The organism is Lewinella sp. IMCC34191 (genome assembly GCF_003390935.1).
Classification (GTDB): domain Bacteria; phylum Bacteroidota; class Bacteroidia; order Chitinophagales; family Saprospiraceae; genus Neolewinella.
Map to the genome: position 1 here is coordinate 620752 of NZ_QNQZ01000001.1, position 22247 is coordinate 642998.

The following is a 22247-nucleotide window of genomic DNA, read 5'->3' on the forward strand; positions in this document are numbered from 1 at the left end:
CGCGACTTTCCACAAAATTGAGTTCATGCCATATCTGTTTACATCCGAGTCCGTTTCGGAGGGCCATCCCGACAAAGTTGCCGACCAAATCAGCGACAACCTCGTCGATCATTTTCTCGCCTTCGACGCGAATTCCAAGGTGGCCTGCGAAACATTGGTGACTACCGGGCAGGTCGTTCTGGCCGGAGAGGTGAAGTCCAGTACTTACCTCGACGTACAGGATCTGGCGCGCGACGTCATCCGGCGTATCGGCTACACCAAGTCGGAATACATGTTTGAAGCCAACAGCTGCGGCGTGTTGTCGGCTATCCACGAGCAGTCGCCCGAAATCAGCCAGGGAGTAGAGCGGAAGTCCGCCGAGGAACAGGGGGCCGGAGACCAGGGTATGATGTTCGGCTACGCCACGGCCGAAACGGAAAACTATATGCCGCTGGCGCTGGACCTCAGCCACCGCATATTAAAGGAATTGGCGGCGGAGCGCAGGAAAAGTGCTGGTAAAATGCCTTATCTGCGTCCCGATGCGAAAAGCCAGGTCACGATCGAATACGATGACGACCACCAGCCGATCCGCATCGATAGCATCGTTGTTTCTACCCAGCACGATCCCTTCGGTTCGGACGAAATGATGCTGGCCACGATCCGGCAGGATGTCATCGACTACATCATCCCTGCCGTCCGCGATCAGCTTCACCCTGACCTGCAGAAGCTCTTTACGGATACGATCACTTATCACGTTAACCCGACGGGCAAATTCGTTATCGGCGGTCCCCACGGGGACACCGGCCTAACGGGCCGGAAGATCATCGTCGATACATACGGCGGCAAGGGAGCGCACGGAGGCGGAGCCTTTAGCGGAAAGGACCCCAGCAAAGTAGACCGCTCGGCAGCCTATGCCACCCGTCACATTGCCAAAAACCTGGTGGCCGCCGGTGTCGCCGGAGAAGTCCTCGTCCAGGTGAGCTACGCGATCGGGGTAGCAAAGCCCACCAATATCTACGTCAATACCTACGGCTCGGCGAAGGTCGACCAGACCGATGCCGAAATAGCCGGCAAGGTGGCCACCATCTTCGATATGCGGCCCTATGCGATCGAGCAGCGGCTAAAACTGCGCAATCCGATTTACCTGGATACCGCCGCCTACGGTCACATGGGTCGGGAAAGTGAAACGAAGGAGATGACGTTCCGCAACGGTTCGGGGGAGACCAAAACCATGACGGTCGAAACCTTCACCTGGGAAAAACTCGATTACGTCGACCGCATTCGGGAGGCTTTCGGCCTGTAAACTATTCGCGTTCCAAACGCATCTTCCGCTGCAGAGCGGCCTTGACGAATGACACGAAGAGCGGGTGGGGGTTCTCCACCGTACTCTTCAGTTCGGGGTGGTACTGCACGCCTACGAAGTAGGGGTGATCCTCAATCTCGATGACCTCTACAAGGTTGGTTTTCGGGTTCACCCCGGCGATGATCAGACCGGCTTCCGTCAGCCGCTCGAGGTAGGCATTGTTGAATTCGTACCGGTGGCGGTGCCGCTCACTGATTTCCGTCTTCCCGTACGCCTGAGCGGTTTTGGTGCCCGCCTGTAGCTTACAGTCGTAAGCTCCGAGGCGCATGGTGCCGCCCTTGGTGGCAATGTTCTTTTGATCTTCCATCAGGTCAATGACGGGGGCCTCGGAGAGGTCGTCCACTTCCGAGGAGCCGGCCTCCTTAATGTCCGCCACGTTCCGGCTGAATTCCACCACGGCACACTGCATTCCCAGGCAGATGCCGAAGAACGGGATGTGATTTTCGCGTACGTAACGCACGGCCTCGATTTTCCCCTCGATCCCGCGCTCGCCAAAGCCCGGGGCCACGAGGATGCCATCGAATTTGTCCTTCAGGTAAGTAGCAACATCCCGCGGGTCACCCTCCAGGTGCTCGGAGTGAACGGGTACGACCTTGACCTTGCACTCGTTGACGGCTCCGGCGTGAATGAAGGCTTCGTAAATGGACTTGTACGCGTCCTGTAGCTCGTTATACTTACCAACCAAACCTATCGTGACCTCGTGGGTGCTGTTCTTCAACCGACCGAGAAAGTCCTTCCAGCGACTCAGGTCGGGCGCCTTGCGGTCCGGCAGCCGGAGTTTGCTGATTACGGTCGCGTCGAGCCCCTCCTTTAGCATGTGCAGCGGGACGTCGTAGATCGTGGAAGCGTCCAGCGCCTCTACGATGCAGCTCTTTTCAACGTTGCAGAACAAGGCCAGCTTGCGCCGGATGGAGTCGTCGATCTGGTGCTCGGTGCGGACTACCAGGATATCCGGCTGAATACCCGTTTGCAGCAACTCTTTGACGCTGTGCTGGGTAGGTTTCGTTTTCAGTTCCTTGGCCGCGGCCAGATAGGGGATGAGCGTAAGATGGACGGTCAGGCAGTTGTCTACGCCCAGTTCCCAGCGCAGTTGCCGTAGGCTTTCCAGGTAGGGAAGGCTTTCGATATCACCTACCGTACCGCCGAGTTCCGTGATGACGATGTCGTATTCCCCGGTGTTGCCGAGCAATTGTATGCGACGTTTGATCTCATCCGTCACGTGGGGGATAACCTGGACGGTCTTTCCCAGGTAGTCGCCCCGACGCTCCTTTTCGATGACGCTCTGATAGATCCGACCAGTAGTTACATTATTGGCCTGGCTGGTCGGCGTATTTAGAAACCGCTCGTAGTGACCGAGGTCCAGATCCGTCTCGGCGCCGTCGTCGGTAACGTAGCACTCCCCGTGCTCATAGGGGTTGAGCGTGCCGGGATCTACGTTGAGGTAGGGGTCGAATTTCTGGATGGTAACGGATAAGCCCCGGGACTGCAGGAGTTTAGCTAACGAGGCGGCAATGATGCCTTTACCGAGGGAAGATGTCACCCCGCCCGTAACGAAAATGTACTTGGTCATATTCAAAGATTACGGGACACAAAGGTACACAACGGGGAGGGGAATGCCGGCGGATCAGTCACTTTGATTGTCGGTACGAAAAGTCTTGCAGGCGGTCGGCGAAACAAAAAGGAGGACGTATAAGTTAATCTCCTAGCAGCTATGTTAACTCTATGTAAATTATGCGTTAACTTTAGACCAGTATCCGCTCGTCATGTTAAATCAACGTTTCGCAATTCGGTCAATCCTTTGTTTCCTGCCCTTACTATTGGCCGGACAAGTATTGAGTGCGCAACGAACGGTCAACCTGCTGCGTGCTTCCTCCGCCCTGGAACGCGGTACGGTGGCTCGGGAAGACGCTGTACCTACCGCCGAGTCTTTCACTTTCGACCGGAATCTCATTTTCTTCGAAGCAATGGTGGATGGTGCCCCCGGGAAATTTATCCTGGATACCGGTGCGCCCACCCTGGTGATGAATACGCGGGGCCAGGCTGCCGCCGGAAGCAACTACACCGGCTACGGATCCGGCGGAGAGGTGGCTTTGTCGGACCATCGGGTAGCTCAGTTCGAAATGGTGGGTCGGACGATCGAAAATTACTGGGCGATTGGCCTGGACCTGCGGAATATGGAACGCCGCGTCGGTCAGCGCATCGACGGTATGGTGGGCTACGAACTGCTGAACGATGGAGAACTGCGCATCGATTACGCCAACCGCTCGTTTCGCTTATTACCATCCGAACGCTCACCAACGCACGGGCAGGCCACGCCCCGAGCCGTATTACGATTCAGTCTGGTCGATCATTTGCCCATCGTACGGATACGTATCGAAGGAAAGCGCTACAACTTTGCCATCGATACCGGAGCCGGAAGTAACCTGGTCGACGAGTCGGTCGCCCGTGAATTGGCCCTGGAGCCCACCGGCGGCGCCATGAATATTCAGGGACTTGACGGTCGGGCGGTAGAAGCCAGTATTTTCTCTTTACCCACGCCGGAAGAATTCGATGGCGGAGAGCGGGATATTTCCCTGGTCGCGATGGATCTCAGCCACCTCCGCGAGAACGGCCGCGAACTTGCCGGCATCCTTGGCTCGGCCTTTCTTAGCCAGTACACGGTAGGGATTGACTACCGCCGCCGCCGGATCTATATCTGGTAAGTTACCAACCTTCCGGTTCTTGGTTTTCATTTATCCTGCGCCCCGTCGCAATGCTTTACCTTTGCCTGTCTCACTAAGCATGGCCGCATGAAATTTGACGTACAGCACCTTGACCAAAAATGGCAGGCGTACTGGAAAGAGCACAAGACTTACCGCACTCTTAATCAAACCGATAAACCGAAATACTACGTCCTGGACATGTTCCCGTACCCCTCCGGGTCGGGACTACACGTCGGCCATCCGCTGGGCTATATCGGCTCGGATATCGTAGCCCGTTACTGGCGTCAGGCGGGGTATAACGTGCTGCACCCTATGGGTTTTGATGCCTTTGGCCTGCCGGCCGAACAGTATGCTATTGATACCGGGGTTCACCCGTCCGAGTCTACCGCCGTCAATACGGCCCGCTACCGGGAACAGATGGAACGACTGGGGCTTAGTTTCGACTGGGACCGCAGCGTTAATACCTCCGACCCCAACTACTTTAAGTGGACGCAGTGGATCATTGGCGAAGTGTTCGACCATTGGTACGATCGCACCGCCGACAAAGCTCGGCCCATCGCGGAACTGGTCGAACATCTCGAACGCCAGGGGACCGATGGCCTGGACGCCGCCCAGACCGAACCGCTAAGCCTGACGGCCGCGGAATTCGCGGAAATGGGGGAAAAGCAGCGTAGCGACGTATTGATGAATTACCGGCTGGCTTTCCGCAGCGTGAGCTACGTCAACTGGTGCGAGGCACTGGGTACGGTGCTTGCCAACGACGAGGTGAAGGACGGGCGTAGCGAACGGGGCAATCACCCGGTCGAGCAGCGACCGATGCTACAGTGGAGTCTGCGCATCACGGCTTACGCGGAACGACTGCTAGCCGGGCTGGACGAAGTCGACTACAGTGAAGGCCTCAAGGCCCAACAACTGAACTGGATCGGGAAAAGCACGGGGGCGCTGGTCCACTTCGACATCAAAGGCCACGATGGGAAACTGGATATTTTCACTACCCGGCCGGATACGATCTACGGTACCACCTTCATGGTGATCGCACCGGAGCACGACTTGGTGCATACCCTGACCACCGAAGACCAGCGTACGATAATCGACGAGTATCTCGATTACGTCGGCAGGCGGAGTGAGCTGGACCGCATGAGTGAGAACCGCGTCACCGGAGCCTTTACGGGGGCCTACGCCATCAACCCGTTCAACAAGGCGGAGGTGCCGATCTACATCGCGGAGTATGTCCTCAAGGACTACGGCACCGGAGCGATCATGGCCGTACCCAGTGACGACGACCGCGACAAACGGTTTGCCCAGAAATTTGGCATCGACATCGTGGACGTGGTCGACAAGACGGACTATCCCGGCGCCACGCTGAAGGATAAGGTTGGGCGGATCATCAACTCCGACTTCATGAACGGCATGGAGGTGCCGGAAGCGATCGATGCGGCCACCGAACGTATCGAAGCGATGGGTCGGGGCGAGCGGCAGATCAATTACCGTATTCGCGACCTGGTATTCAGTCGCCAGCGCTACTGGGGGGAACCCTGGCCGATCGAATACGACGAACAGGATATTCCCCACCGGGTACCTACCGCCGATCTACCGGTAGAGTTGCCGGAAATGGATGACTTCCGGGCCGTCAACGGTGCCTCGCCGCTAGAACGAGCGACAGATTGGATACAGCACGGAGATCGTCGTCGGGAAACCGATACCATGCCGGCCACGGCGGGATCGAACTGGTACTACTTGCGGTATATGGACCCCAACAACGACGGAGCCTTTGTCGGGACGGACGCGGTGGACTACTGGCAGGACGTGGATCTCTACGTCGGGGGGGCGGAGCATGCGGTGAGCCACATCCTCTATAGCCGGCTTATTCATAAGTTTCTTTATGACCTCGGGAAGGTTCCCACACGCGAACCGTACAAGAAGCTGCTCAACCAGGGGATGATCGGCGGACCGATCAGCTACATCCACCTGGGGATTCTGCTTACCGATGACGGGCAACGCCATCCCGTGTGGGTCAGCAGCGACACGGCTGAGGGCAGCCCGCTGGAAGTGCCGGGGATCGGCAAGGGTCACCTGGTGCTCGATGAGAGCACGGGCAGGCGCCTTACCCCGCTACGCTTCGTAACCGAAACTTCCGTGAATAACGAAAGCAGTTTCCGGCTCTACCACACGGATGTAGAAGAGGCCCAACGGCTCGACCACCAGGATGCCGCCTATTTCCGAACCATTTTACAGCAGGGCGCCGCGTTCGCCTGGTCGCTGGATAAGGAAGGTCGGCAATACCTTGAACTGAGTGCCGAACAGGGCAAGATGTCGAAGCGGAAGTACAACGCGGTCAACCCCGACGACATCTGCAACCGCTACGGTGCGGACTGCTTCCGTATGTATGAGATGTTTCTCGGACCGATCGATCAGGCAAAACCCTGGAGCGTCTCGGGCATCGACGGCGTATACCGTTTTCTGCGCCGCTTCTGGAACATGTTCGTCGGCGACGGAGATCGGTTACGCGTTAGCGATGACGAGCCGAGCCGGGAAGAGCTGAAAGTTTTACATACCCTGATCAAAAAGGTTACCGAAGACATTGAAAAGCTGAGTTTTAATACCTGCGTCAGTGCCTTCATGGTGGCATCCAACGACCTGATCAAACTGAAGTGTAATAAACGGGCCGTGCTTGAACCGATGGTCCGGCTCATTGCTCCCTTCGCCCCCCACCTTTCGGAAGAACTTTACCGGGCACTGGGCGGTACCGAAAGCGTGCATTATGCTGCCTGGCCGGAATTCGAGGAGCGCCACCTGGTTGAAGATAGCATCACCTATCCGATTGCCTTTAATGGCAAAACTCGCCTGACGCTGGACTTTCCGGTGGAAGCATCCCGCCAGGATATCGAGGCCTCCGCCCGTGCGGATGCGCAAGTACAGGTATATTTGGAGGGTAAAGCCGTTCGCAAGGTTATTGTAGTACCTAAGCGAATGGTCAATTTCGTAGTGGGCTAGTAATAAGTGATCGGCGCGTATTTTGGCTTCCGTGAATACTTTCATAGAAAGCGATCTCCGGTTTGAGTTTCCGGAAAATTGGTCCGTCCGTAAGTTCGATCAGACGGCTGCCTACCGCAGTCTGAGCGGCTTCGGACTGAAGGGGGTCGACTTTTTATGCCTGGCTCCGGCCGGGGATCTCTGGCTCGTGGAGGTGAAAAATTTTCAGCGACGACTCGGCCGCGCTTTTACCCCCCGGCGCGGTCCAGACCACATAGCTAAACAGGTAGGTAAAAAATTTGTGGATACCGGACGGCTGATCCGGCTGATGGACCGGGCCATGCAAAGAAGGTGGTATGGTCGTCTGCTGTGGCTCTGGTCCCGGCTTTGGGGGGGGCTTTCAACGGCGGGTCACTATGGATTCTGGGCCGAAGCCAATCGGAGAGTGGCCGATCCCAGACGGGTGGTCTGCCTGCTGTGGCTGGAATTGCCGGACCGGGAGAATGATTATCTGATCACGGTACGGGACGCCGTGGAGGAAGAACTCGAACCCGGCGTACGATTAGTCGTAGCCGGATCGCAGACGGGGGAGAAGCTTCCCTTTTCCGTTACGCCAAAAGCTGCTACGCTATGAAACCTGCTTACGAACTGGACGATCTGGACCGCAAGATCCTGGCCCTGCTCATGGAAAATGCCAAGCGACCCTATACGGAGTTGGGGAGCAAGCTCTTCGTCTCCGGTGGGACCATTCACGTGCGCATGAATAAACTGATCGCCGCCGGCATCGTCCAGGGGCAAACCCTGGTCGTGGATCACACCCGGCTTGGCTACGACGTCAGCGCATTCCTGGGCATCTACCTCAAAGGAAGCGGACTATACGAGCAGGCCGCCGATTACCTGCGGGGCATACCCGAAATTGTATCCGCCCACTATACCACGGGCGTGTACAGCATTTTCGCCCGGGTGGTGTGCCGGGATACCGACCACCTGCGTGAGGTCTTGCAGCGTATTCAGGCTTTCGAGGGCATCCAGCGCACGGAAACCTTCATCAGTCTGGAACAAACGTTCGAGCGCCCGGTGCAAGTGGTCACTAATGAGGAGCTGGAAGAGCTACGTTCTACAGACGATCCAGTAGCACCTGACCGGCCAGGTAGGTAATCGCCTGCCCCGAGATGCGGACTTTTTTTCCGCGCATTTCACAGTACAGCCGACCACCCCGTGACGACAGCTGACGCGCCGTCAGCTTTTTCTTTTTCAGTTTCTTGGCCCATAGCGGAGCGAGAACCGTGTGGGCCGAACCGGTGACGGGATCCTCCTCGATTCCCTGGACCGGATAGAAGCAGCGGCTAACAAAATCCACCTTATTGCCGGGTGCCGTGACGATCAGGCCGCGCTGTTTTAGTTTGGCGATGATGTGGTGATTGGGTTTCAGGCTCTCGACCTGCTGTTGGTCTTCCAACACGACGATGAGGTCGTCAGTGCCTTCGTACACCGAGACCGGCTTCAGTCCGGCGAGCGCGCCGCGGACTTTTTTCGATGACTTGACCTTTTTTGGTTTGTCGGCCGGAAAGGTCATGGTGTAGGAGCCTTCGTCGGTGTCCGGGTCGACGGTGATGATTTCCCCTGCCTTGGTCTTAAAGCGTAGCCTTTCCAGATCTTTTCCACCGGACCGATACAGGACATGAGCGGCGGCAAGCGTGGCATGACCGCAAAGGCGTACCTCACTTGCGGGGGTGAACCACCGAATATCGAACTTCCCTTTGCCGCGGATGACCACGAAAGCCGTTTCGGACAGATTATTCTCCGCGGCAATTTGTTGCATGAGCTTATCCGAGGGGAATTCGGGAACGGGCACCACGGCCGCCGGATTACCGCCGAATAGCTTGTCGGTGAAGGCGTCAACCTGGTATAAAGGGAGATTATGCATAAACAATATTTAAAATAACTGATTAAACGCTGCAATTCAATCCATAGCCAACGTTTCATCGTACGGACTATGGGTGCTTAGAGTGACTATTTGGATGATTGACCGTCTAAATCTGTAGCTCTGCGGCGCATACATTCACTTTGATGAAGCCAAACTTATGAATTCTTACAATACACATCTCATGGATCACCTATTCCTACGGGAAGGGACAACCTATATTAAGATTCCCCTACGGGACATTCACTACATCCAGGCCGACGGCAACTACGCCTACATCCAGACCCGCGATAAGCGGTTTGCCATTAAGCGCAGCCTGGCTACGATAGCCGACGAACTGGACAGCACCCACTTCGTGCGGGCCAGCCGCGGACTCCTAGTCAATTTCGCCCAGGTCAAAAGCGTGAGTTTCGCGGACGGCGTACTACAGCTAGCCGACCAGCAGCTAAAAATGGGCAAGGCATACCATGCCGATATCAAAAGCCGCATGCCCCGTCTGTAGACATTGAACGTAGTTATGGGGTAGCCGTTCTCCCTCTGTGAGATTCATCGTGTACGACATCGAAGCCACCTGCTGGGAGGGACGCCCTCCTGGCATGGTGCAGGAAACTATTGAAATCGGTGCCTACGAGGTGAATGCCTTCGGGGAAGTCGGCAGCGCCTTTAGCCGCCTCATCAAGCCGATCCTTCATCCCCAGCTCAGCTACTTCTGCCGGCGGCTTACCCAGATCGAGCAATCGGATATCGACCGAGCGCGAGACTTTTCCCGGGTGATAGGGGCCTTTCGTGACTGGGTCACCGCCGAACCCGATCCCTACGTGCTCGCTGCCTGGGGAGATTTCGATCAGCGCCAGCTGCGACGCGATTGCGAGCTGCACGATCTCGATGACGGATGGCTGGAGCCCCACATCAATCTCAAGGCCCAGTACCGGGACCTACGCGGCCTTCCCAAAAAGCGTGGCCTGGCTTCCGCCGTGCGCCACGAAGGATTTGAATGGACCGGGGAGCAACACCGGGCGCTGGACGATGCCGAAAATACGGTCAAGGTCTTTCGCAAGTTGCTGGATATGTGGCGGTATTGAGAATATCCAACCTGGTCTGGGGCGGGGACTTAAATGCGACTCTCTCGGGTGGCAAACAAGTAGTCCGTTAAACGTAGTTTTGCCCGCCAGAATAGTCGTCTTATCGAACACGCTACCTCCCTGGTCCGAACGCGCTTTGCCGTTGCCCTGGCCTTTGCCATAAACGGTTTGGTTTATGCCAATTGGACCAGCCGTCTCCCCAGACTACAGGAAATCTACGGGATGGATAACGGGCAGACCGGCTTCGTACTGACGAGCCTCGCCATCGGATCCCTCATTGCCATGCCGCTGGCCGGATTTCTGATCGTCAAGAACGGTAGCCGTCGACTGGCCATCGCATCCACTATTTTGTTTATCGTTGCCGTCCCCCTGATGGGCTTCATGCCGGGGTATACCGCTCTACTTTTTCTCATGCCGTTGGTGGGGATTTCGACGGGTGTTATGGATGTGGCCATCAATGCCCAGGCGGTAGAAGTCGAAAAATTGTGGGGTACGCCGATCACTTCTTCCTTCCACGCCTTTTTTTCGGGGGGTATGTTCGTTGGAGCGGCAGTGGCGGCCGGATTTATCTGGGCAGGTCTCGATTTAGGCTTACACCTGGTGGCTATTTCGACGATCACCACGGGACTATCTCTGTTTGCCCTCCGGAATTTCTTGCGCGACGAGCCTGAATCAAGTTCTCAGGATGCCGGTGGGGGCAATCGATTTGGAATGGCCATCATTCTGTTGGGGTTGGCTTCGCTGTGTACCATGATAGGTGAGGGAGCCATGGCCGACTGGACGCCGCTGTATATGACCCGCGTCACGGGCAGTGCCGAAGCGATCGCCCCCTTCGGACAGGCGGCCTTCAGCGGGGCTATGCTGGTAGGGCGCAGTTTTGGAGACAACATCCGCGGGAGAGTTGGCTCTCGCCTGGTCGTTGCCGGCGGAGCCTTACTCGCCCTCTTCGGTGTGATGGCCGCGATTCTGTACCCTACACCGGTGATTGCGATTGCTGGTTTTGGATTGGTGGGGTTGGGATTGTCGAATGTGATACCCGTGCTGTTTAGCCAGGCCAGCAAGTTGCCGGGTTTGCGATCCGGGGTGGGCATCAGTTCGGTCAGTACGATAGGCTACAGTGCCTTTCTGTGGGGGCCGCCGGTTATCGGGTTCGTATCGGATTACCAAAATGCACTGCTGCCCGGCGGAATAGGTCCCTTCGACGGAGTAGTGGGTTTACGGGTAGGCTTGGGGGTAGTCGCCGTGTTGATGTTTCTGCTGTTCGTTCTGTCCGTCGGTTACCTGAGGGTGAAAGATTAGCGCTTGGGCCAGGTCTGAGGGCAGCGATCGGATCCAGGTCCAATTGCAGGTATTTTGTATTTGGACTTTTGGGGAAGGTTAAGGGCTATACATAGAGCGAATGCACGGTCCATCCCGGCGGGGGGAGTAAATTCTTACTAGCTTTATCCGGCGGGTACGGTATTCCTGGGCTTTTCCATACATTTGTGGTTGCTAACGACGAAAAATTGACCAATGAAATTCAGCATAGACAAACAGGACCGCTACAGTGTCATCAAGCCGGAAGAAGATAATCTGAACTCCGCCGTAGCGCCTCAGTTAAAGTCCGAGTTTGTCATCCTCGCGAACGAGGGTATCAGTAATCTTATCCTCGATCTGAGCGGCGTGAAGTACGTGGACTCTTCGGGTCTGAGCGCCATTCTAACCGCCCGCCGCCTGTGGAGTAACCTGGGCAGCTTCGTAGTTACGGGAATCGAGCACCCGGCCGTCAAACGCCTGGTCGAGATCAGTAAAGTCGATACGGTACTGACCATCCTGCCCACCATGAGTGAAGCCGTCGATTTCATCTTCATGGAAGAATTACAACGCGATATGCAAGCCGAGCCCGGCGAAGAATAACCGACGCTACGGTGCGCTTTGAAGTAACGGTCCTGGGGACCAACGGTGCCTTGCCCGGTCCCCGCCGCCACCCCTCCGGTCATTTTTTCCGCAGTGAAACCACGGATATCCTCATCGACTGCGGCGAGGGAACCCAAATGCGTCTGCAAGACGCCGGCCTGGGAATGGGGCGGTGCCAACTGATCCTCATTACGCACCTGCACGGCGACCACTACTTCGGCCTGCCCGGTCTGCTCACCAGTCTGGCCCTGAACGGGCGTACCGATGGTCTGCGCATCATCAGCCCGCCCGGACTACGCGCCCGGATTGCCCCGTTGCTGGAACTGGACCGCTACGGCCTGCCTTTTGATGTAACCTTCGAGGAACGGTCCGCCAATGGCTTGACAAAGCTGATTTCTGCGGACGACGTTGATATCTATGCCTTTCCGCTTCGCCATCGGATCACGACCAATGGGTATGTGATCCGGGAGCGTCAGCGGGAATCCAATATGGTCAAGGAGGCAATCGACCAATACGCCATCCCCTGGCAACAAATCGCGGAGATTAAAAGAGGGGCGGACTTCATCACGGATGCGGGCGAACGCATCTCGAATGCCAGCCTTACCGTACCCGCACCACCGCCACGCTCGTACGCGTATTGCTCGGATACGGAATATTTCCCTGAACTGGCCGAATGGGTCAGGGGAGTGAATCTGTTATACCACGAAGCGACCTTCCTGGATGAAATGGCCGCGGAGGCACGGGAGCGGGGGCATTCCACGGCAAGGGAAGCCGCACTAATAGCAAAAGAGGCAGGCGTAGGGAGACTGGTCCTGGGACATTTCAGTGCCCGATACACCGATACCAGCGATCACGAACGGGAAGCCCGCTCCGTATTCCCCCAATCGGCTGCCGCCCGCGATCTGTACCGGTACACCGTTCCCTATGCCGGACGGAATTAGCCGCCGCGATCGAATTACCATGATTTGGCTAAATTGCCCCCAGAACAATCGAATCATGCGTAATTACCTTCTTCTATTTATACTCGTTGCCGGATATTCGGTCCAGGCCCAGATCTCCGATCCGAAGGCCACGGAATTCTATGAGCCCGTGCCCCCCAAAGTAAAGCCAGGCGCTCAGCTTGGCGAGGCTCCGGAGGATGCCATCATCTTGCTCGGAAGTGGTGCCGATGCAAGCGAATGGGTAAGCTCGAGTTCCGGTGGGGACGCCGAATGGAATACCGAAGGCGACGCGCTGGTGGTCAAGCCCGGTGCCGGTAACATATCTACCCGGCGCAAATTTGGCGATATGCAACTGCACGTGGAGTGGCGTAGCCCCAACGAGCCCGGCAAAGAAGGGCAGGGTAGGGGCAACAGCGGCATCTTTCTCCAGGACCGCTACGAAGTTCAGGTGCTGGAAAGCGAAGGCAGCGACACGTACACCAACGGCCAGGCCGGCTCCATCTACAAGCAAACGCCCCCTCTCGTCAATGCGCTTAAGCCGATGGGGGACTGGCAGTCCTACGATATTATCTACACGGCTCCCCGCTTCAACGCCGACGGTATCCTGATTCGTCCGGCCTACGTCACCCTACTCATGAATGGCGTGGTGGTACAGAATAACTTCGAAATAAAGGGCCCAACGGAATACATCGGATTACCGCACTACGTAGCCCACGGCGATGACGTCATTACCCTGCAGGACCACAGCAACGAGGTCGCCTACCGGAACATCTGGGTACGGGAACTCTAGGAGGAACCGGCTTGCGCGTCCTGATTTGTCCCGACAAGTTCAAGGGAAGCCTCACCGCCCGCCAGGCTGCCCGAGCTATTGAACGGGGGGTACATCGCGCCTTGCCCAGGGCGGATGTGGAACTTCTGCCCCTCGCCGACGGCGGGGAGGGCAGCATGGAATTACTCGGTAAGGCCTACGGCTTACGCAAACGGAAACTTACGGTTGCCGGTCCCCTGCGCAGGCCGGTAGAAGCGGCATACTATCTTGGAGCAGGTAGAGCCGTCATTGAAACGGCATCGGCCTGTGGCATGCAACATGTACCTGCGCCGAGGCGTAACCCGGAAAACACCACTACCGTCGGCGTAGGTACCCTGCTCGACGACGCGCTCGCCCGCGGCGCCACGGAGATTACCTTGCTGCTCGGGGGGAGTGCGACCAATGATGCCGGAGCGGGCATGGCCGCCGCCCTGGGCTTCCGATTCTTTACCGCTGAAGGCTACGAGATCGTACCTATGGCCGGAACACTTGGACGAATCGCGCGGATCGACGTGCGGGATCGTCATCCGGGATTGGCTGGCGCTACGATCACCGCGCTTTGCGATGTCGACAATCCGCTGTTAGGTACCGAAGGAGCAACCTATACCTACGCTCCACAGAAGGGGGCGGCTGTCCCACGCCTGCCTGAGCTGGAAGCGAGTATGCGGACCTTTAGTGAAATTATGGCGCGAGATCTCGGCCGTTCCGTTACCGATGTTCCGGGGGGCGGCGCCGCCGGGGGCTTGGGTGCGGGAGCCGTGGCGTTTTTAGGCGCCGATTTACGAATGGGCGCCGCTACCATCCTGGAAGCGTTGGACTTTCAAAAGGCCGCTCGGCGGGCCGATCTGGTATTTACCGGTGAAGGTTCGCTGGATCGGCAAACGGCCCGGGGGAAAGTGGTTTCGGAGGTTATTGCATCCGGTCGGCCGACGGTAGTCGTGTGCGGCCACGCCGCGGTTTCGGCTAAGGACATCGGTGCAAAGGCCGTGATCTCGCTGGATATATACCCAGAGTTGCCGCTCACCGAAAAATTTACCCGGGCGGCGGAGTTGATCGAGGAGCAAGTATTTCGCTACTGCCGGGACCACGGGCCGGCATTCAAGTAGCAGGAAGATTAGGGCGTCGGAGCGCAGGTAATGAAACGTCCACCGGAGGGCAGGCAGCTGACGGACCTTTATCCCGGTGAACCGTCTGCCGCCACGCACTTGTTAGGTGGTAAATACATCTTCTATGCGATTCCTCCTTTCTCTCGGCTTGCTCGTACTGCTCGCCTGTAATTCGACGTCCCAAACCACGGTCAGCAGTTCCGATACGGCCTCCAGCGTGGAACCTAATATGCCCGCTTATCGCTACGATCCGCCAACCGACGGTACCGTCGAGGAACTCGATACCACTACCGATTACTGGCGGGAGATCCTGACCAATCAGGAATTCAACGTTCTGCGCCAGGACGGAACGGAGCCCAGTTTCAGCAGCCCGCTTAACGATAATAAAAAAGCCGGCGTTTATGCCTGCCGTGCATGTGGCCTGCCGCTTTTCAGCAGCAGCACGAAGTTTGAATCCGGGACCGGCTGGCCCAGTTTTTACGAGCCCATCGATGCCAAGTACGTAGAAGAAGAGGTCGACCGTCGCTACGGCATGGAACGCACGGAAGTTAGCTGCGCCCGCTGTGGCGGACACCAGGGGCACGTTTTCCCCGACGGCCCCCAGCCTACCGGCCTGCGGTACTGCATCAACGGGGTAGCGCTGAACTTCGTTCCCGAGGCTGATCTGTAAGTCGTATATTTGCCGCCCGCCCGCCGTTCTGGCCAGGCATAGCCCCATAGTTCAAGGGATAGAACGTTGGTTTCCTAAACCGAAAATGCAAGTTCGAGTCTTGCTGGGGCTACTTTTGTGTTAAGACCCCGATGGGGGTGAACACTAGGGTAGGGAGTTAGCTTTTAGATTTATATTGTGCCTTGCCCGATAATTAACATTGTTATTATCATCAGGCATCCTAAACAAAGCTAACTAACTACCTATGAAAAGACTTTTACTCCTCGGCTGCACGCTGGCCATGCTTTTTGCCATACCCTCCGTTGCGCTCGCTCAAGATTCGACGACTCCCTGTGATGTCGCCAGTCGTCAAAACGCCCTGGCTTACTTCCGCAGCAATCGTAACAACACGGTTGTTATTGAAGTGGGTGAAACCTACAACATCTGCCTTAACAAGCTTAACCCCAACTCGCTTCGCTTTGCGACAATTAATAATGTCGAAGAGGCCGGACAGGGTGCCGTCGGTCGTTTTCAGTACTACGATACGCGCGTTCTGGAAGACGAGTTCGATATAGAAGAAGACAATGGTACCGGGGCACGCTCGGTTATACTCGAACAGGGTTTGAACGGTATCAGCATCACCGCGACCGCCCAGGGTACCTTCGAGCTCAGCACCGGCGGTTTCCGCAATCCCTTTACTCCCAGGCAAAAGGAGCTGCCGAACGTCTCCGTGCAGTTTGCCGTTGTCGCAGCCAATTTGCCGGTCAACTGGACCAAGGATCTGGCCTACGAGCCATTTGGTGAAAACGTTAAACTGACTTGGTCCGTTTCCGAGCAAGTTGATGTTTCCGGGTACGAACTGGAGCGTATGCTAGAAGGCGGGATCTTCGAAAAAGTCGCCGACGTAGCCTACCGGGAAAACGGAAGCCTGGAAGTAGACTACTCTTCCGTAGTGTCCTGGCCCGCCAGCAGTGCTTACTACCGCGTCAAGCAGTTGGACTATGCCGGTACCTATGATTACAGCAACGTCGTTTTCGTGAAAGGCAACGACAACGCCGTACAGCAATTCTCGATGTTCCCCAATCCTGCATCAAATACCGTACGCATGTCAGTACCGAAAGACATCCGTAGCGTGGACCTCATCTCCGCTTCCGGTCGACTGGTACGTTCCTACACCGCTGCCGAGGTTAGCCGGGAAGGCATGGACGTCAGCCAGGTTTCGGCCGGGGTCTACCTTGTTCGCTCTGTTTCGGCGGAAGGACCTACGAAGACCCAGCGTTTGGTGGTAAATCACTAGTACCCAAGATCTTTTCACATTTCCGGAGAGCCCACTTGCCATTGGTACGTGGGCTCTTTGCATTTGGTAGGGATCGTTGACGAATATTGAAGCATTGGCGCGGCACCACTGAATGCTCCCTAGTTCTGATGAATTTGCACATTCGAAGCGCATTCCGCTGCCAGAACGGCCAAAAGTCGAATACGGTCAAGGTTATATTGTGGCGACACAAATTGGCAAATCCAAACTTTGCTTTGCATGCCATCAACCAAGACACTATGATTAGACAAACTACACTAGTATTTCTCTGTATTTACTTCATGCTATCCGTTTCTGCCGTAAGCGCTCAGAGTGTGCCTGGTAATCCTTGTGATAACACAAATGCATCCAAGATCAACGATTACTTTAACGATAATAGATTCGATACCATCCGTCTGAATATTGGAGAACCCTACGGCAGATGCCTGACCAAGAACAATACGACTAACAGACGAACCTTATCATTTATTCGTGTGGAGGAGCAAGGTGAAGGTGCCATAGGAAGTCAATATATTTACCAACCAGGTCTGGGTACGCGTGTTATAAATATTCAGGAAGCTGGAGGACCCGCGCCTACTGCTTACATTGTCCCGGCTAATGTGGACGTCGGTTACGCTTTCGTATTTAATGAGCCGGGAATTTTCACCTGGAGAAGTGATTTACAGAAATACGATGGGGACGGTAATCCCGACGGGTTCCAACGTCGAGGAGTTACATTTAAAATCAGCAGTACCGCCGCACCGGTAAGCTGGACGAAAGACTTAACTTACCGACCTCTCGGGGAGTCTATTGAGCTAAACTGGTCAGTAGTTGACCAGATTGATGTATCCGGGTACGAATTGGAGCGCTCAGTCGAAAATAAACCATTTACCAAGATTGCTGAAATTTCTTATCAGGAAAACGGCAGTCTTGAAGTAGACTATTCAATTGCTACCCCTTGGATAGACCAAGGTGCCTACTACCGCATCAAGCAACTTGACTACGCCGGTACCTTCGACTACAGCAACGTGGTCTTCGTTCCGGGCAATGACGGAGCCCGGCAGCAGTTCAAAATGTTCCCCAACCCCGCCACCGACTTCGTCCGGGTATCCTTGCCGGAAGACATTCGTTCGGTCGACCTGATCTCGGCCTCCGGCCAGGTCGTTCGCTCCTATTCCGCCGCCGAAGCGAGTCGCGAAGGACTGGACGTCAGCCAGGTCTCCGCCGGTATGTACTTTGTACGCCCGGTCGGCGACTCCGGCGCTGCAAAACCGCAGCGCTTGGTCGTGAATCACTAAATTCCCGGTAGCGAATAATCTCCGCGGAGAATAGCCTTTCGACAGCCCATGCAACTTGCTTGCATGGGCTGTCGCTTTTATATAGTCGAGATCTACACATGCACTCGAACGCGCTACATCGGCTACATTTTCGCGGCTTGACTTTAGGTTGCAGAAGACAGCTCAATTATTAGCAACCCAATTTCTCCTTCTGGTGTACGTAGTTTTGGGACTAGCATAAAGAAGGGCCACAATTATAAAACTTTAGAAATGTAGGAGTCAAGCAAGCAATAATATTGCGCCATCACAGCAGATCTCGTGGTATAGAGATCAGTGAATTTTATGGCTTGCTAACTACTACTATGAAACGACTTTTACTCAGCAGTATCCTGGTATGGATGCTGGGCAACATGCTTACAGCACAGGAAACTTGTGCGATCATCGGTGGCACTTCGTCTTCTAATATGGAAGAAGTGCTAAAGCAATTCCCTGCCGGTAGTCCCGGGAGCGCGGAATTAGGCGGGGGATTTTCCGGTTGCAGTAATCCGCCGACTGGAGGGGGGGGCGGGAATAGAGTTACCTTAAATATTAAGCAATTTGCGGGTGAAGGAACTATATTAACTGTAAAGATTTATAAGGGTAATACGGTATCGAACCTGAAGCTTGACGAAACCTATCTTTTTCAGCAAAATTCACCCGAGCTGAATTATCTATTTGGTGTCAATTCTGCTTACGGAATAGAAGTGACTTACGGAGCTGCAGGCACCTCATTCGAATATCGCGCTTATAAAGCCAGTAGTACAGGCGATTTTACTACCGTCAACATTCTCGCTGCCGCGCCCGTTTCATGGATTGATCCGCTTACCTTCAACCCCAAAGGTGAGCAACTGACGCTCCAATGGTCCGTAGCCGATCAAGTCGACGTTGCAGGCTACGAACTAGAGAAGATGGTGCCGGGGGGCGCCTTCCAAAAGGTAAGTGACATTGCCTACCGGGAGAACGGGGCGCATAACGTCAACTATTCCGTATCTACTGCCTGGCCTGTACGGGGTACCTATTACCGCATCAAGCAACTGGACTACGCCGGTACCTTCGATTACAGCAACACGGTCTTTGTAAAAGGAAGTGACGAATCCGTACAGGAGTTCCATATGTTCCCGAATCCGGCGACTGACTACGTGCGGATGTCCGTGCCAGATGGCATCCGGAGTATCGACCTGATCTCCGTATCTGGACGGGTGGTCCGTTCTTACGCGGCGGCCGAGGTCAATCGGGAGGGTATGGATGTCACCGCGGTAGCGGCCGGGGTGTACCTGGTGCGGCTCGTTGGGGAGGTTGGCAATGCCAAGACGCAGCGGCTGGTGGTTCACCATTAGCAATTCAAAACCTCCGGAACCAATCAACAAGGGCCCGCGTCGGTGACGTGGGCCCTTGTTAGTGTAATATCGATATCCATTAGTTGCACAAAGCTACTCGGATCGGTGCCCCCATGTTTCATATAAGGGGTCGCCCTTGCTGCTGAAGCCCATATGATGCCATTCGTTATTGCGGATCTTGTAATCGAAGCTGAGTTGATCGCCCACACGCTCCGGATCCCGGCTGAAGAACTCGATCTTTTCAATGTATTGCGGGGCCGTGGAGGTGTACGTACCGCCACCGGTGCCAAGCATCTCCTTTGTCTCGGTATTGTAGGCAATCCACTGGAAGCGGGAACCGGATAGTATTTTCATGGTGCGGCGCGGTCCAGTAGGAGTACGGCGACGCATCTCTCCGTCCTGTTTGCGGCCGGTGATCTGCCACGCTCCGGCCAGGGGGCCTTCCCCATCATCGACGCGTTGCCATACCCGGTTGCCGTTGAATACGAGGAGGTGGTCGTTGACGATGTACCCCATTCCCTGATCCTGCCCGACGTTCGCCGGGGTAGAACTATCCCATTCGTAATGGATGAGAAAGCTGTCTGAGGTAGTTTCATACGAGCCACCTAAGGTGCTGATGAATTGCTGGTTGTCTTCATTGTAGGCGGTCATCACGAAGTAGCCATCCTGGATGATCATGCTAAGTTGATTGGTTGCCCCGTCGCCCGTTTCGAAGGTGGTCGACCACGCTCCGTCAATATCGGCATCCGATGTTTGGGCGAAGCCTACGACCGGGGCCAGGGATAGTAGAAAGACAAGTAATTTCATTACGGTAGTTTGTTACCGCGAAACGCCGGGGGTACGCGCATCGTTGTATCTTTGTGTACAAACATTTGTTATCGTGGATGCTATCTATAGATAACGAACGTATCCTCGCAACCGAATTCCCCGCACCACATTCCATATATATGGGACTACGAAAAAAAGCACGTCTGATCATCTACCGCTTCCGCGAACGCGGACTGGAGGTATTTCTGACGCAGCAATCGGAGGAGTGGGGGCTTCCCGGCGGGGATCTCAAAGTTGATAATCCGGACCTGATCAGCCTGGAACCCGCCGAAGACCGGGAGGAAGCGATTGCCGTTGAGGGCGATTGGCACGAAATCCCCAGTCTAAAGCAAATGCTGTACGAGGACGCCGGCGAAATTAAAGAGCGGCTGAAAGAACTGGAATCCGGCACCTTCCTTACCATCAAGGATGCCCTGAAAAACCGGCTTAGTCCCGGACAAGTGCAGTTCCTACGCGAACTCGTGGAAGTCGTTACCGATCGTAATTCGGTTCGGGACATCTAATCGTCAGAATCCCGGTACGGAATAGCGGTTGCCAATCTGTATTACACCTGCGCTCCGCCGCCCTTTTCCTGTAGTTATCGACGGCCGTTCTCGTTATGGCGTTATTGGTGCCGTCGAATAATACGCTTACATCGCTGGTAGGAAAATCCGCTCCCACGGGGGGGCGGTTCACGTTGATTTCGCTGCCAGTTTCGGGCTTAACCCGGAGATAATAGTCGAGTACCGGTACGGCACTTTTGTCGGCCACGTAAGGATAGCGCCCGGCCCACGCAGCCAATTCCCGACTGTCGCTGAAGCGATAGGGCCGAATTACGGCGCGGTAGATATTGGTACCGCCTAGCGCCACGACCGTCATGAGGACGTAAGCGATGCGTTGCCAACCGGAAAGACGGCGGAAGATATATGCAGCACAAAGAGCCGTGAACAGCCAGACGCCTGGCAGGGCAAACAGCATGAGCCGATCGATGAGCGTGTAGAGCTGCAAAGATGATGCGAGGGTCACGATCCCCAGTGGCGCCAGCAGCCAGGTGTACCTGCGCAGCTCGCCTACGAAGATGCCGGTAAGGGCGGTGACGGTTCCCCACACCAGAGCTACAACGGTAAATCCGAAGAATAAACGCAGGAGGTAATAACTCAAGCGGAAAGCGTGGCGAAAGGATGCAGCGTCGTGGGGCAGGGGCATGAAGTACTCCGCGTGAAAATCATTCAGGTACGAGGAGCCCACCGACGGACTCAAAACGAGCGTATACAGGATTCCGAACGATCCGAGCCACGTCAGTATAATCAGTGACCACCGCCAATCTTGGCGTAACCGGCGCAGCCCGATTACGGCCAGCACGAACACCGAGGGGAGCGAGAGCCAGGGAAGTACAACGCCGGCGACCGTCCAGGCTAACCACTGCCCGTTGGTCCTTCGAATCTCCCACGCGAGCAGGCAGGCGGCTACGGCGAGATCAATGCCGTAGGGCTTGAATTCGGTTACGTAGCGGAGGACCGTAGGATTGGTAAAGAGAAGCCCGAGCGGTAGCAGCGTCCATACGCCGAGATGCAGGGATCTGCACGCGGCGTAAAGGGCGGCCACGCTAATTAATCCACCCAGCAGAGCGGGTAAGCGGAGCACGTACTCGTGGTAGCCAAATACCCCGGCAAGTGCTTTTGTCAGTATGAGATAGAGGGGGGGCGCGTACTGCTCGTGGTCGAGAGGTAGGAAGAGTTCCCCGACGGACCGATCGTATAGGTTACGGGCCAGATTGGCCTCATCCAGGAAGATCGGTCGGTTGTACCCGTAGGTGATACCCCACAATACTAAGCCGCAGGCCAGTAAGGCCAGCAGCGCCGGACGGTAGTAGGGGAGGGCTGGTCGAAGCACGGAGCGAAGGTATAAAAACGACAAAAGCCGCTTCTCCGGGGAGAAGCGGCTTCGTCTCGTTCGAGCGGATGACCAGGTTCGAACCGGCGACCTCAACCTTGGCAAGGTTGCGCTCTACCAACTGAGCTACATCCGCGTCTGCTGGCTGCTCAGCCATGCTTTATTTCTAAAGCGGTG

General features: G+C 55.8%; 21 protein-coding genes and 2 tRNA genes. 18 read left to right on the top strand and 5 right to left on the bottom strand.

Annotated features, from left to right (window positions below; all coding sequences use genetic code 11):
- Nucleotides 1-25 precede the first annotated feature (25 nt).
- The gene (metK, locus tag DRW39_RS02420; RefSeq protein WP_116105384.1) at nt 26-1282 is read left to right on the top strand and encodes a methionine adenosyltransferase; all 1257 of its coding nucleotides are present in this window, start codon (nt 26-28) and stop codon (nt 1280-1282) included.
- Between the two features lies 1 nt (nt 1283).
- Here metK and DRW39_RS02425 read toward each other — a convergent pair whose 3' ends face one another.
- Nucleotides 1284-2912, bottom strand: a complete 1629-nt coding sequence (locus DRW39_RS02425; RefSeq protein ID WP_116105385.1) for a CTP synthase — start codon at nt 2910-2912, stop codon at nt 1284-1286.
- Between the two features lie 247 nt (nt 2913-3159).
- On the opposite strand from DRW39_RS02425, the gene DRW39_RS02430 reads away from it, so the two are divergent.
- The 4 genes from DRW39_RS02430 to DRW39_RS02445 all read left to right on the top strand — a co-directional run bounded on the left by DRW39_RS02430 (nt 3160) and on the right by DRW39_RS02445 (nt 8175).
- Nucleotides 3160-4044, top strand: a complete 885-nt coding sequence (locus tag DRW39_RS02430; RefSeq protein WP_198664761.1) for a pepsin/retropepsin-like aspartic protease family protein — start codon at nt 3160-3162, stop codon at nt 4042-4044.
- A gap of 87 nt (nt 4045-4131) precedes the next feature.
- Entirely contained in the window at nt 4132-7038 is a 2907-nt protein-coding gene (locus DRW39_RS02435) for a leucine--tRNA ligase (RefSeq protein WP_116105387.1), read from the top strand.
- A 31-nt stretch (nt 7039-7069) separates the two neighbouring features.
- On the top strand, nt 7070-7651 hold the full coding sequence (locus tag DRW39_RS02440) for a hypothetical protein (protein WP_116105388.1): 582 nt from the start codon (nt 7070-7072) through the stop codon (nt 7649-7651).
- Complete coding sequence (locus DRW39_RS02445) at nt 7648-8175, top strand: Lrp/AsnC ligand binding domain-containing protein (protein WP_116105389.1); 528 nt, start codon at nt 7648-7650, stop codon at nt 8173-8175. The genes DRW39_RS02440 and DRW39_RS02445 overlap by 4 nt, the downstream gene beginning before the upstream one ends.
- On the opposite strand, the gene DRW39_RS02450 is transcribed toward DRW39_RS02445, so the two are convergent.
- Entirely contained in the window at nt 8135-8944 is an 810-nt protein-coding gene (locus DRW39_RS02450; protein WP_116105390.1) for a PhzF family phenazine biosynthesis protein, read from the bottom strand. The two genes, DRW39_RS02445 and DRW39_RS02450, sit on opposite strands and share 41 nt — an antisense overlap.
- 181 nt (nt 8945-9125) lie before the next feature.
- Here DRW39_RS02450 and DRW39_RS02455 point away from each other — a divergent pair, with 181 nt between their 5' ends.
- The 12 genes from DRW39_RS02455 (at nt 9126) to DRW39_RS02510 (ending at nt 19370) form a co-directional block, all read left to right on the top strand.
- A complete protein-coding gene (locus DRW39_RS02455) occupies nt 9126-9443 on the top strand; it encodes a LytR/AlgR family response regulator transcription factor (RefSeq protein WP_157975877.1) in 318 nt (105 codons plus the stop codon).
- A gap of 37 nt (nt 9444-9480) precedes the next feature.
- Nucleotides 9481-10023: a 3'-5' exonuclease gene (locus tag DRW39_RS02460; RefSeq protein WP_116105392.1), complete on the top strand. Its 543-nt coding sequence runs from the start codon at nt 9481-9483 to the stop codon at nt 10021-10023.
- Nucleotides 10024-10170: 147 nt separating this feature from the next.
- Nucleotides 10171-11322, top strand: a complete 1152-nt coding sequence (locus DRW39_RS02465) for an MFS transporter (RefSeq protein ID WP_255419230.1) — start codon at nt 10171-10173, stop codon at nt 11320-11322.
- Nucleotides 11323-11535: 213 nt separating this feature from the next.
- The gene (locus DRW39_RS02470; RefSeq protein ID WP_116105394.1) at nt 11536-11919 is read left to right on the top strand and encodes an STAS domain-containing protein; all 384 of its coding nucleotides are present in this window, start codon (nt 11536-11538) and stop codon (nt 11917-11919) included.
- A gap of 11 nt (nt 11920-11930) precedes the next feature.
- Complete coding sequence (locus tag DRW39_RS02475; RefSeq protein WP_157975879.1) at nt 11931-12860, top strand: ribonuclease Z; 930 nt, start codon at nt 11931-11933, stop codon at nt 12858-12860.
- A gap of 55 nt (nt 12861-12915) precedes the next feature.
- Nucleotides 12916-13650, top strand: coding sequence for a DUF1080 domain-containing protein (locus DRW39_RS02480; protein WP_116105396.1), 735 nt, complete (start codon nt 12916-12918; stop codon nt 13648-13650).
- A gap of 11 nt (nt 13651-13661) precedes the next feature.
- On the top strand, nt 13662-14774 hold the full coding sequence (locus DRW39_RS02485; RefSeq protein ID WP_157975880.1) for a glycerate kinase: 1113 nt from the start codon (nt 13662-13664) through the stop codon (nt 14772-14774).
- A 124-nt stretch (nt 14775-14898) separates the two neighbouring features.
- A complete protein-coding gene (gene msrB, locus DRW39_RS02490) occupies nt 14899-15444 on the top strand; it encodes a peptide-methionine (R)-S-oxide reductase MsrB (RefSeq protein WP_116105398.1) in 546 nt (181 codons plus the stop codon).
- A gap of 40 nt (nt 15445-15484) precedes the next feature.
- Nucleotides 15485-15556, top strand: a tRNA-Arg gene (locus tag DRW39_RS02495).
- Nucleotides 15557-15688: 132 nt separating this feature from the next.
- Nucleotides 15689-16720 carry a T9SS type A sorting domain-containing protein gene (locus DRW39_RS02500; RefSeq protein WP_116105399.1) on the top strand — a complete coding sequence of 344 codons (1032 nt, stop codon included), beginning with the start codon at nt 15689-15691 and terminating at the stop codon, nt 16718-16720.
- Nucleotides 16721-16848: 128 nt separating this feature from the next.
- Complete coding sequence (locus tag DRW39_RS02505; RefSeq protein WP_116105400.1) at nt 16849-18015, top strand: T9SS type A sorting domain-containing protein; 1167 nt, start codon at nt 16849-16851, stop codon at nt 18013-18015.
- A gap of 341 nt (nt 18016-18356) precedes the next feature.
- Nucleotides 18357-19370, top strand: coding sequence for a T9SS type A sorting domain-containing protein (locus DRW39_RS02510; RefSeq protein WP_116105401.1), 1014 nt, complete (start codon nt 18357-18359; stop codon nt 19368-19370).
- Nucleotides 19371-19463: 93 nt separating this feature from the next.
- Here the strand turns inward: DRW39_RS02510 and DRW39_RS02515 are convergent, their stop codons facing one another.
- Nucleotides 19464-20177: a membrane or secreted protein gene (locus DRW39_RS02515; RefSeq protein ID WP_116105402.1), complete on the bottom strand. Its 714-nt coding sequence runs from the start codon at nt 20175-20177 to the stop codon at nt 19464-19466.
- Between the two features lie 140 nt (nt 20178-20317).
- Between DRW39_RS02515 and DRW39_RS02520 the strand changes: the two genes are divergently transcribed.
- Nucleotides 20318-20701, top strand: a complete 384-nt coding sequence (locus DRW39_RS02520) for a hypothetical protein (protein ID WP_116105814.1) — start codon at nt 20318-20320, stop codon at nt 20699-20701.
- Here the strand turns inward: DRW39_RS02520 and DRW39_RS02525 are convergent.
- Nucleotides 20670-22070, bottom strand: a complete 1401-nt coding sequence (locus tag DRW39_RS02525; RefSeq protein ID WP_116105403.1) for a hypothetical protein — start codon at nt 22068-22070, stop codon at nt 20670-20672. The genes DRW39_RS02520 and DRW39_RS02525 overlap by 32 nt on opposite strands.
- Nucleotides 22071-22133: 63 nt before the next feature.
- A tRNA-Gly gene (locus tag DRW39_RS02530) sits at nt 22134-22206 on the bottom strand.
- Nucleotides 22207-22247: the final 41 nt, after the last annotated feature.

Excerpts from the sequence above, each read along its gene's own strand:
- metK (WP_116105384.1), top strand. The coding sequence starts at position 26 with ATGCCATATCTGTTTACATCCGAGTCCGTTTCGGAGGGCCATCCCGAC.
- DRW39_RS02425 (WP_116105385.1), bottom strand. The coding sequence starts at position 2,912 with ATGACCAAGTACATTTTCGTTACGGGCGGGGTGACATCTTCCCTCGGT.
- DRW39_RS02435 (WP_116105387.1), top strand. The coding sequence starts at position 4,132 with ATGAAATTTGACGTACAGCACCTTGACCAAAAATGGCAGGCGTACTGG.
- DRW39_RS02445 (WP_116105389.1), top strand. The coding sequence starts at position 7,648 with ATGAAACCTGCTTACGAACTGGACGATCTGGACCGCAAGATCCTGGCC.
- DRW39_RS02450 (WP_116105390.1), bottom strand. The coding sequence starts at position 8,944 with ATGCATAATCTCCCTTTATACCAGGTTGACGCCTTCACCGACAAGCTA.
- DRW39_RS02455 (WP_157975877.1), top strand. The coding sequence starts at position 9,126 with ATGGATCACCTATTCCTACGGGAAGGGACAACCTATATTAAGATTCCC.
- DRW39_RS02470 (WP_116105394.1), top strand. The coding sequence starts at position 11,536 with ATGAAATTCAGCATAGACAAACAGGACCGCTACAGTGTCATCAAGCCG.
- DRW39_RS02480 (WP_116105396.1), top strand. The coding sequence starts at position 12,916 with ATGCGTAATTACCTTCTTCTATTTATACTCGTTGCCGGATATTCGGTC.
- msrB (WP_116105398.1), top strand. The coding sequence starts at position 14,899 with ATGCGATTCCTCCTTTCTCTCGGCTTGCTCGTACTGCTCGCCTGTAAT.
- DRW39_RS02500 (WP_116105399.1), top strand. The coding sequence starts at position 15,689 with ATGAAAAGACTTTTACTCCTCGGCTGCACGCTGGCCATGCTTTTTGCC.
- DRW39_RS02505 (WP_116105400.1), top strand. The coding sequence starts at position 16,849 with ATGAATTTGCACATTCGAAGCGCATTCCGCTGCCAGAACGGCCAAAAG.
- DRW39_RS02510 (WP_116105401.1), top strand. The coding sequence starts at position 18,357 with ATGAAACGACTTTTACTCAGCAGTATCCTGGTATGGATGCTGGGCAAC.
- DRW39_RS02515 (WP_116105402.1), bottom strand. The coding sequence starts at position 20,177 with ATGAAATTACTTGTCTTTCTACTATCCCTGGCCCCGGTCGTAGGCTTC.
- DRW39_RS02520 (WP_116105814.1), top strand. The coding sequence starts at position 20,318 with ATGGGACTACGAAAAAAAGCACGTCTGATCATCTACCGCTTCCGCGAA.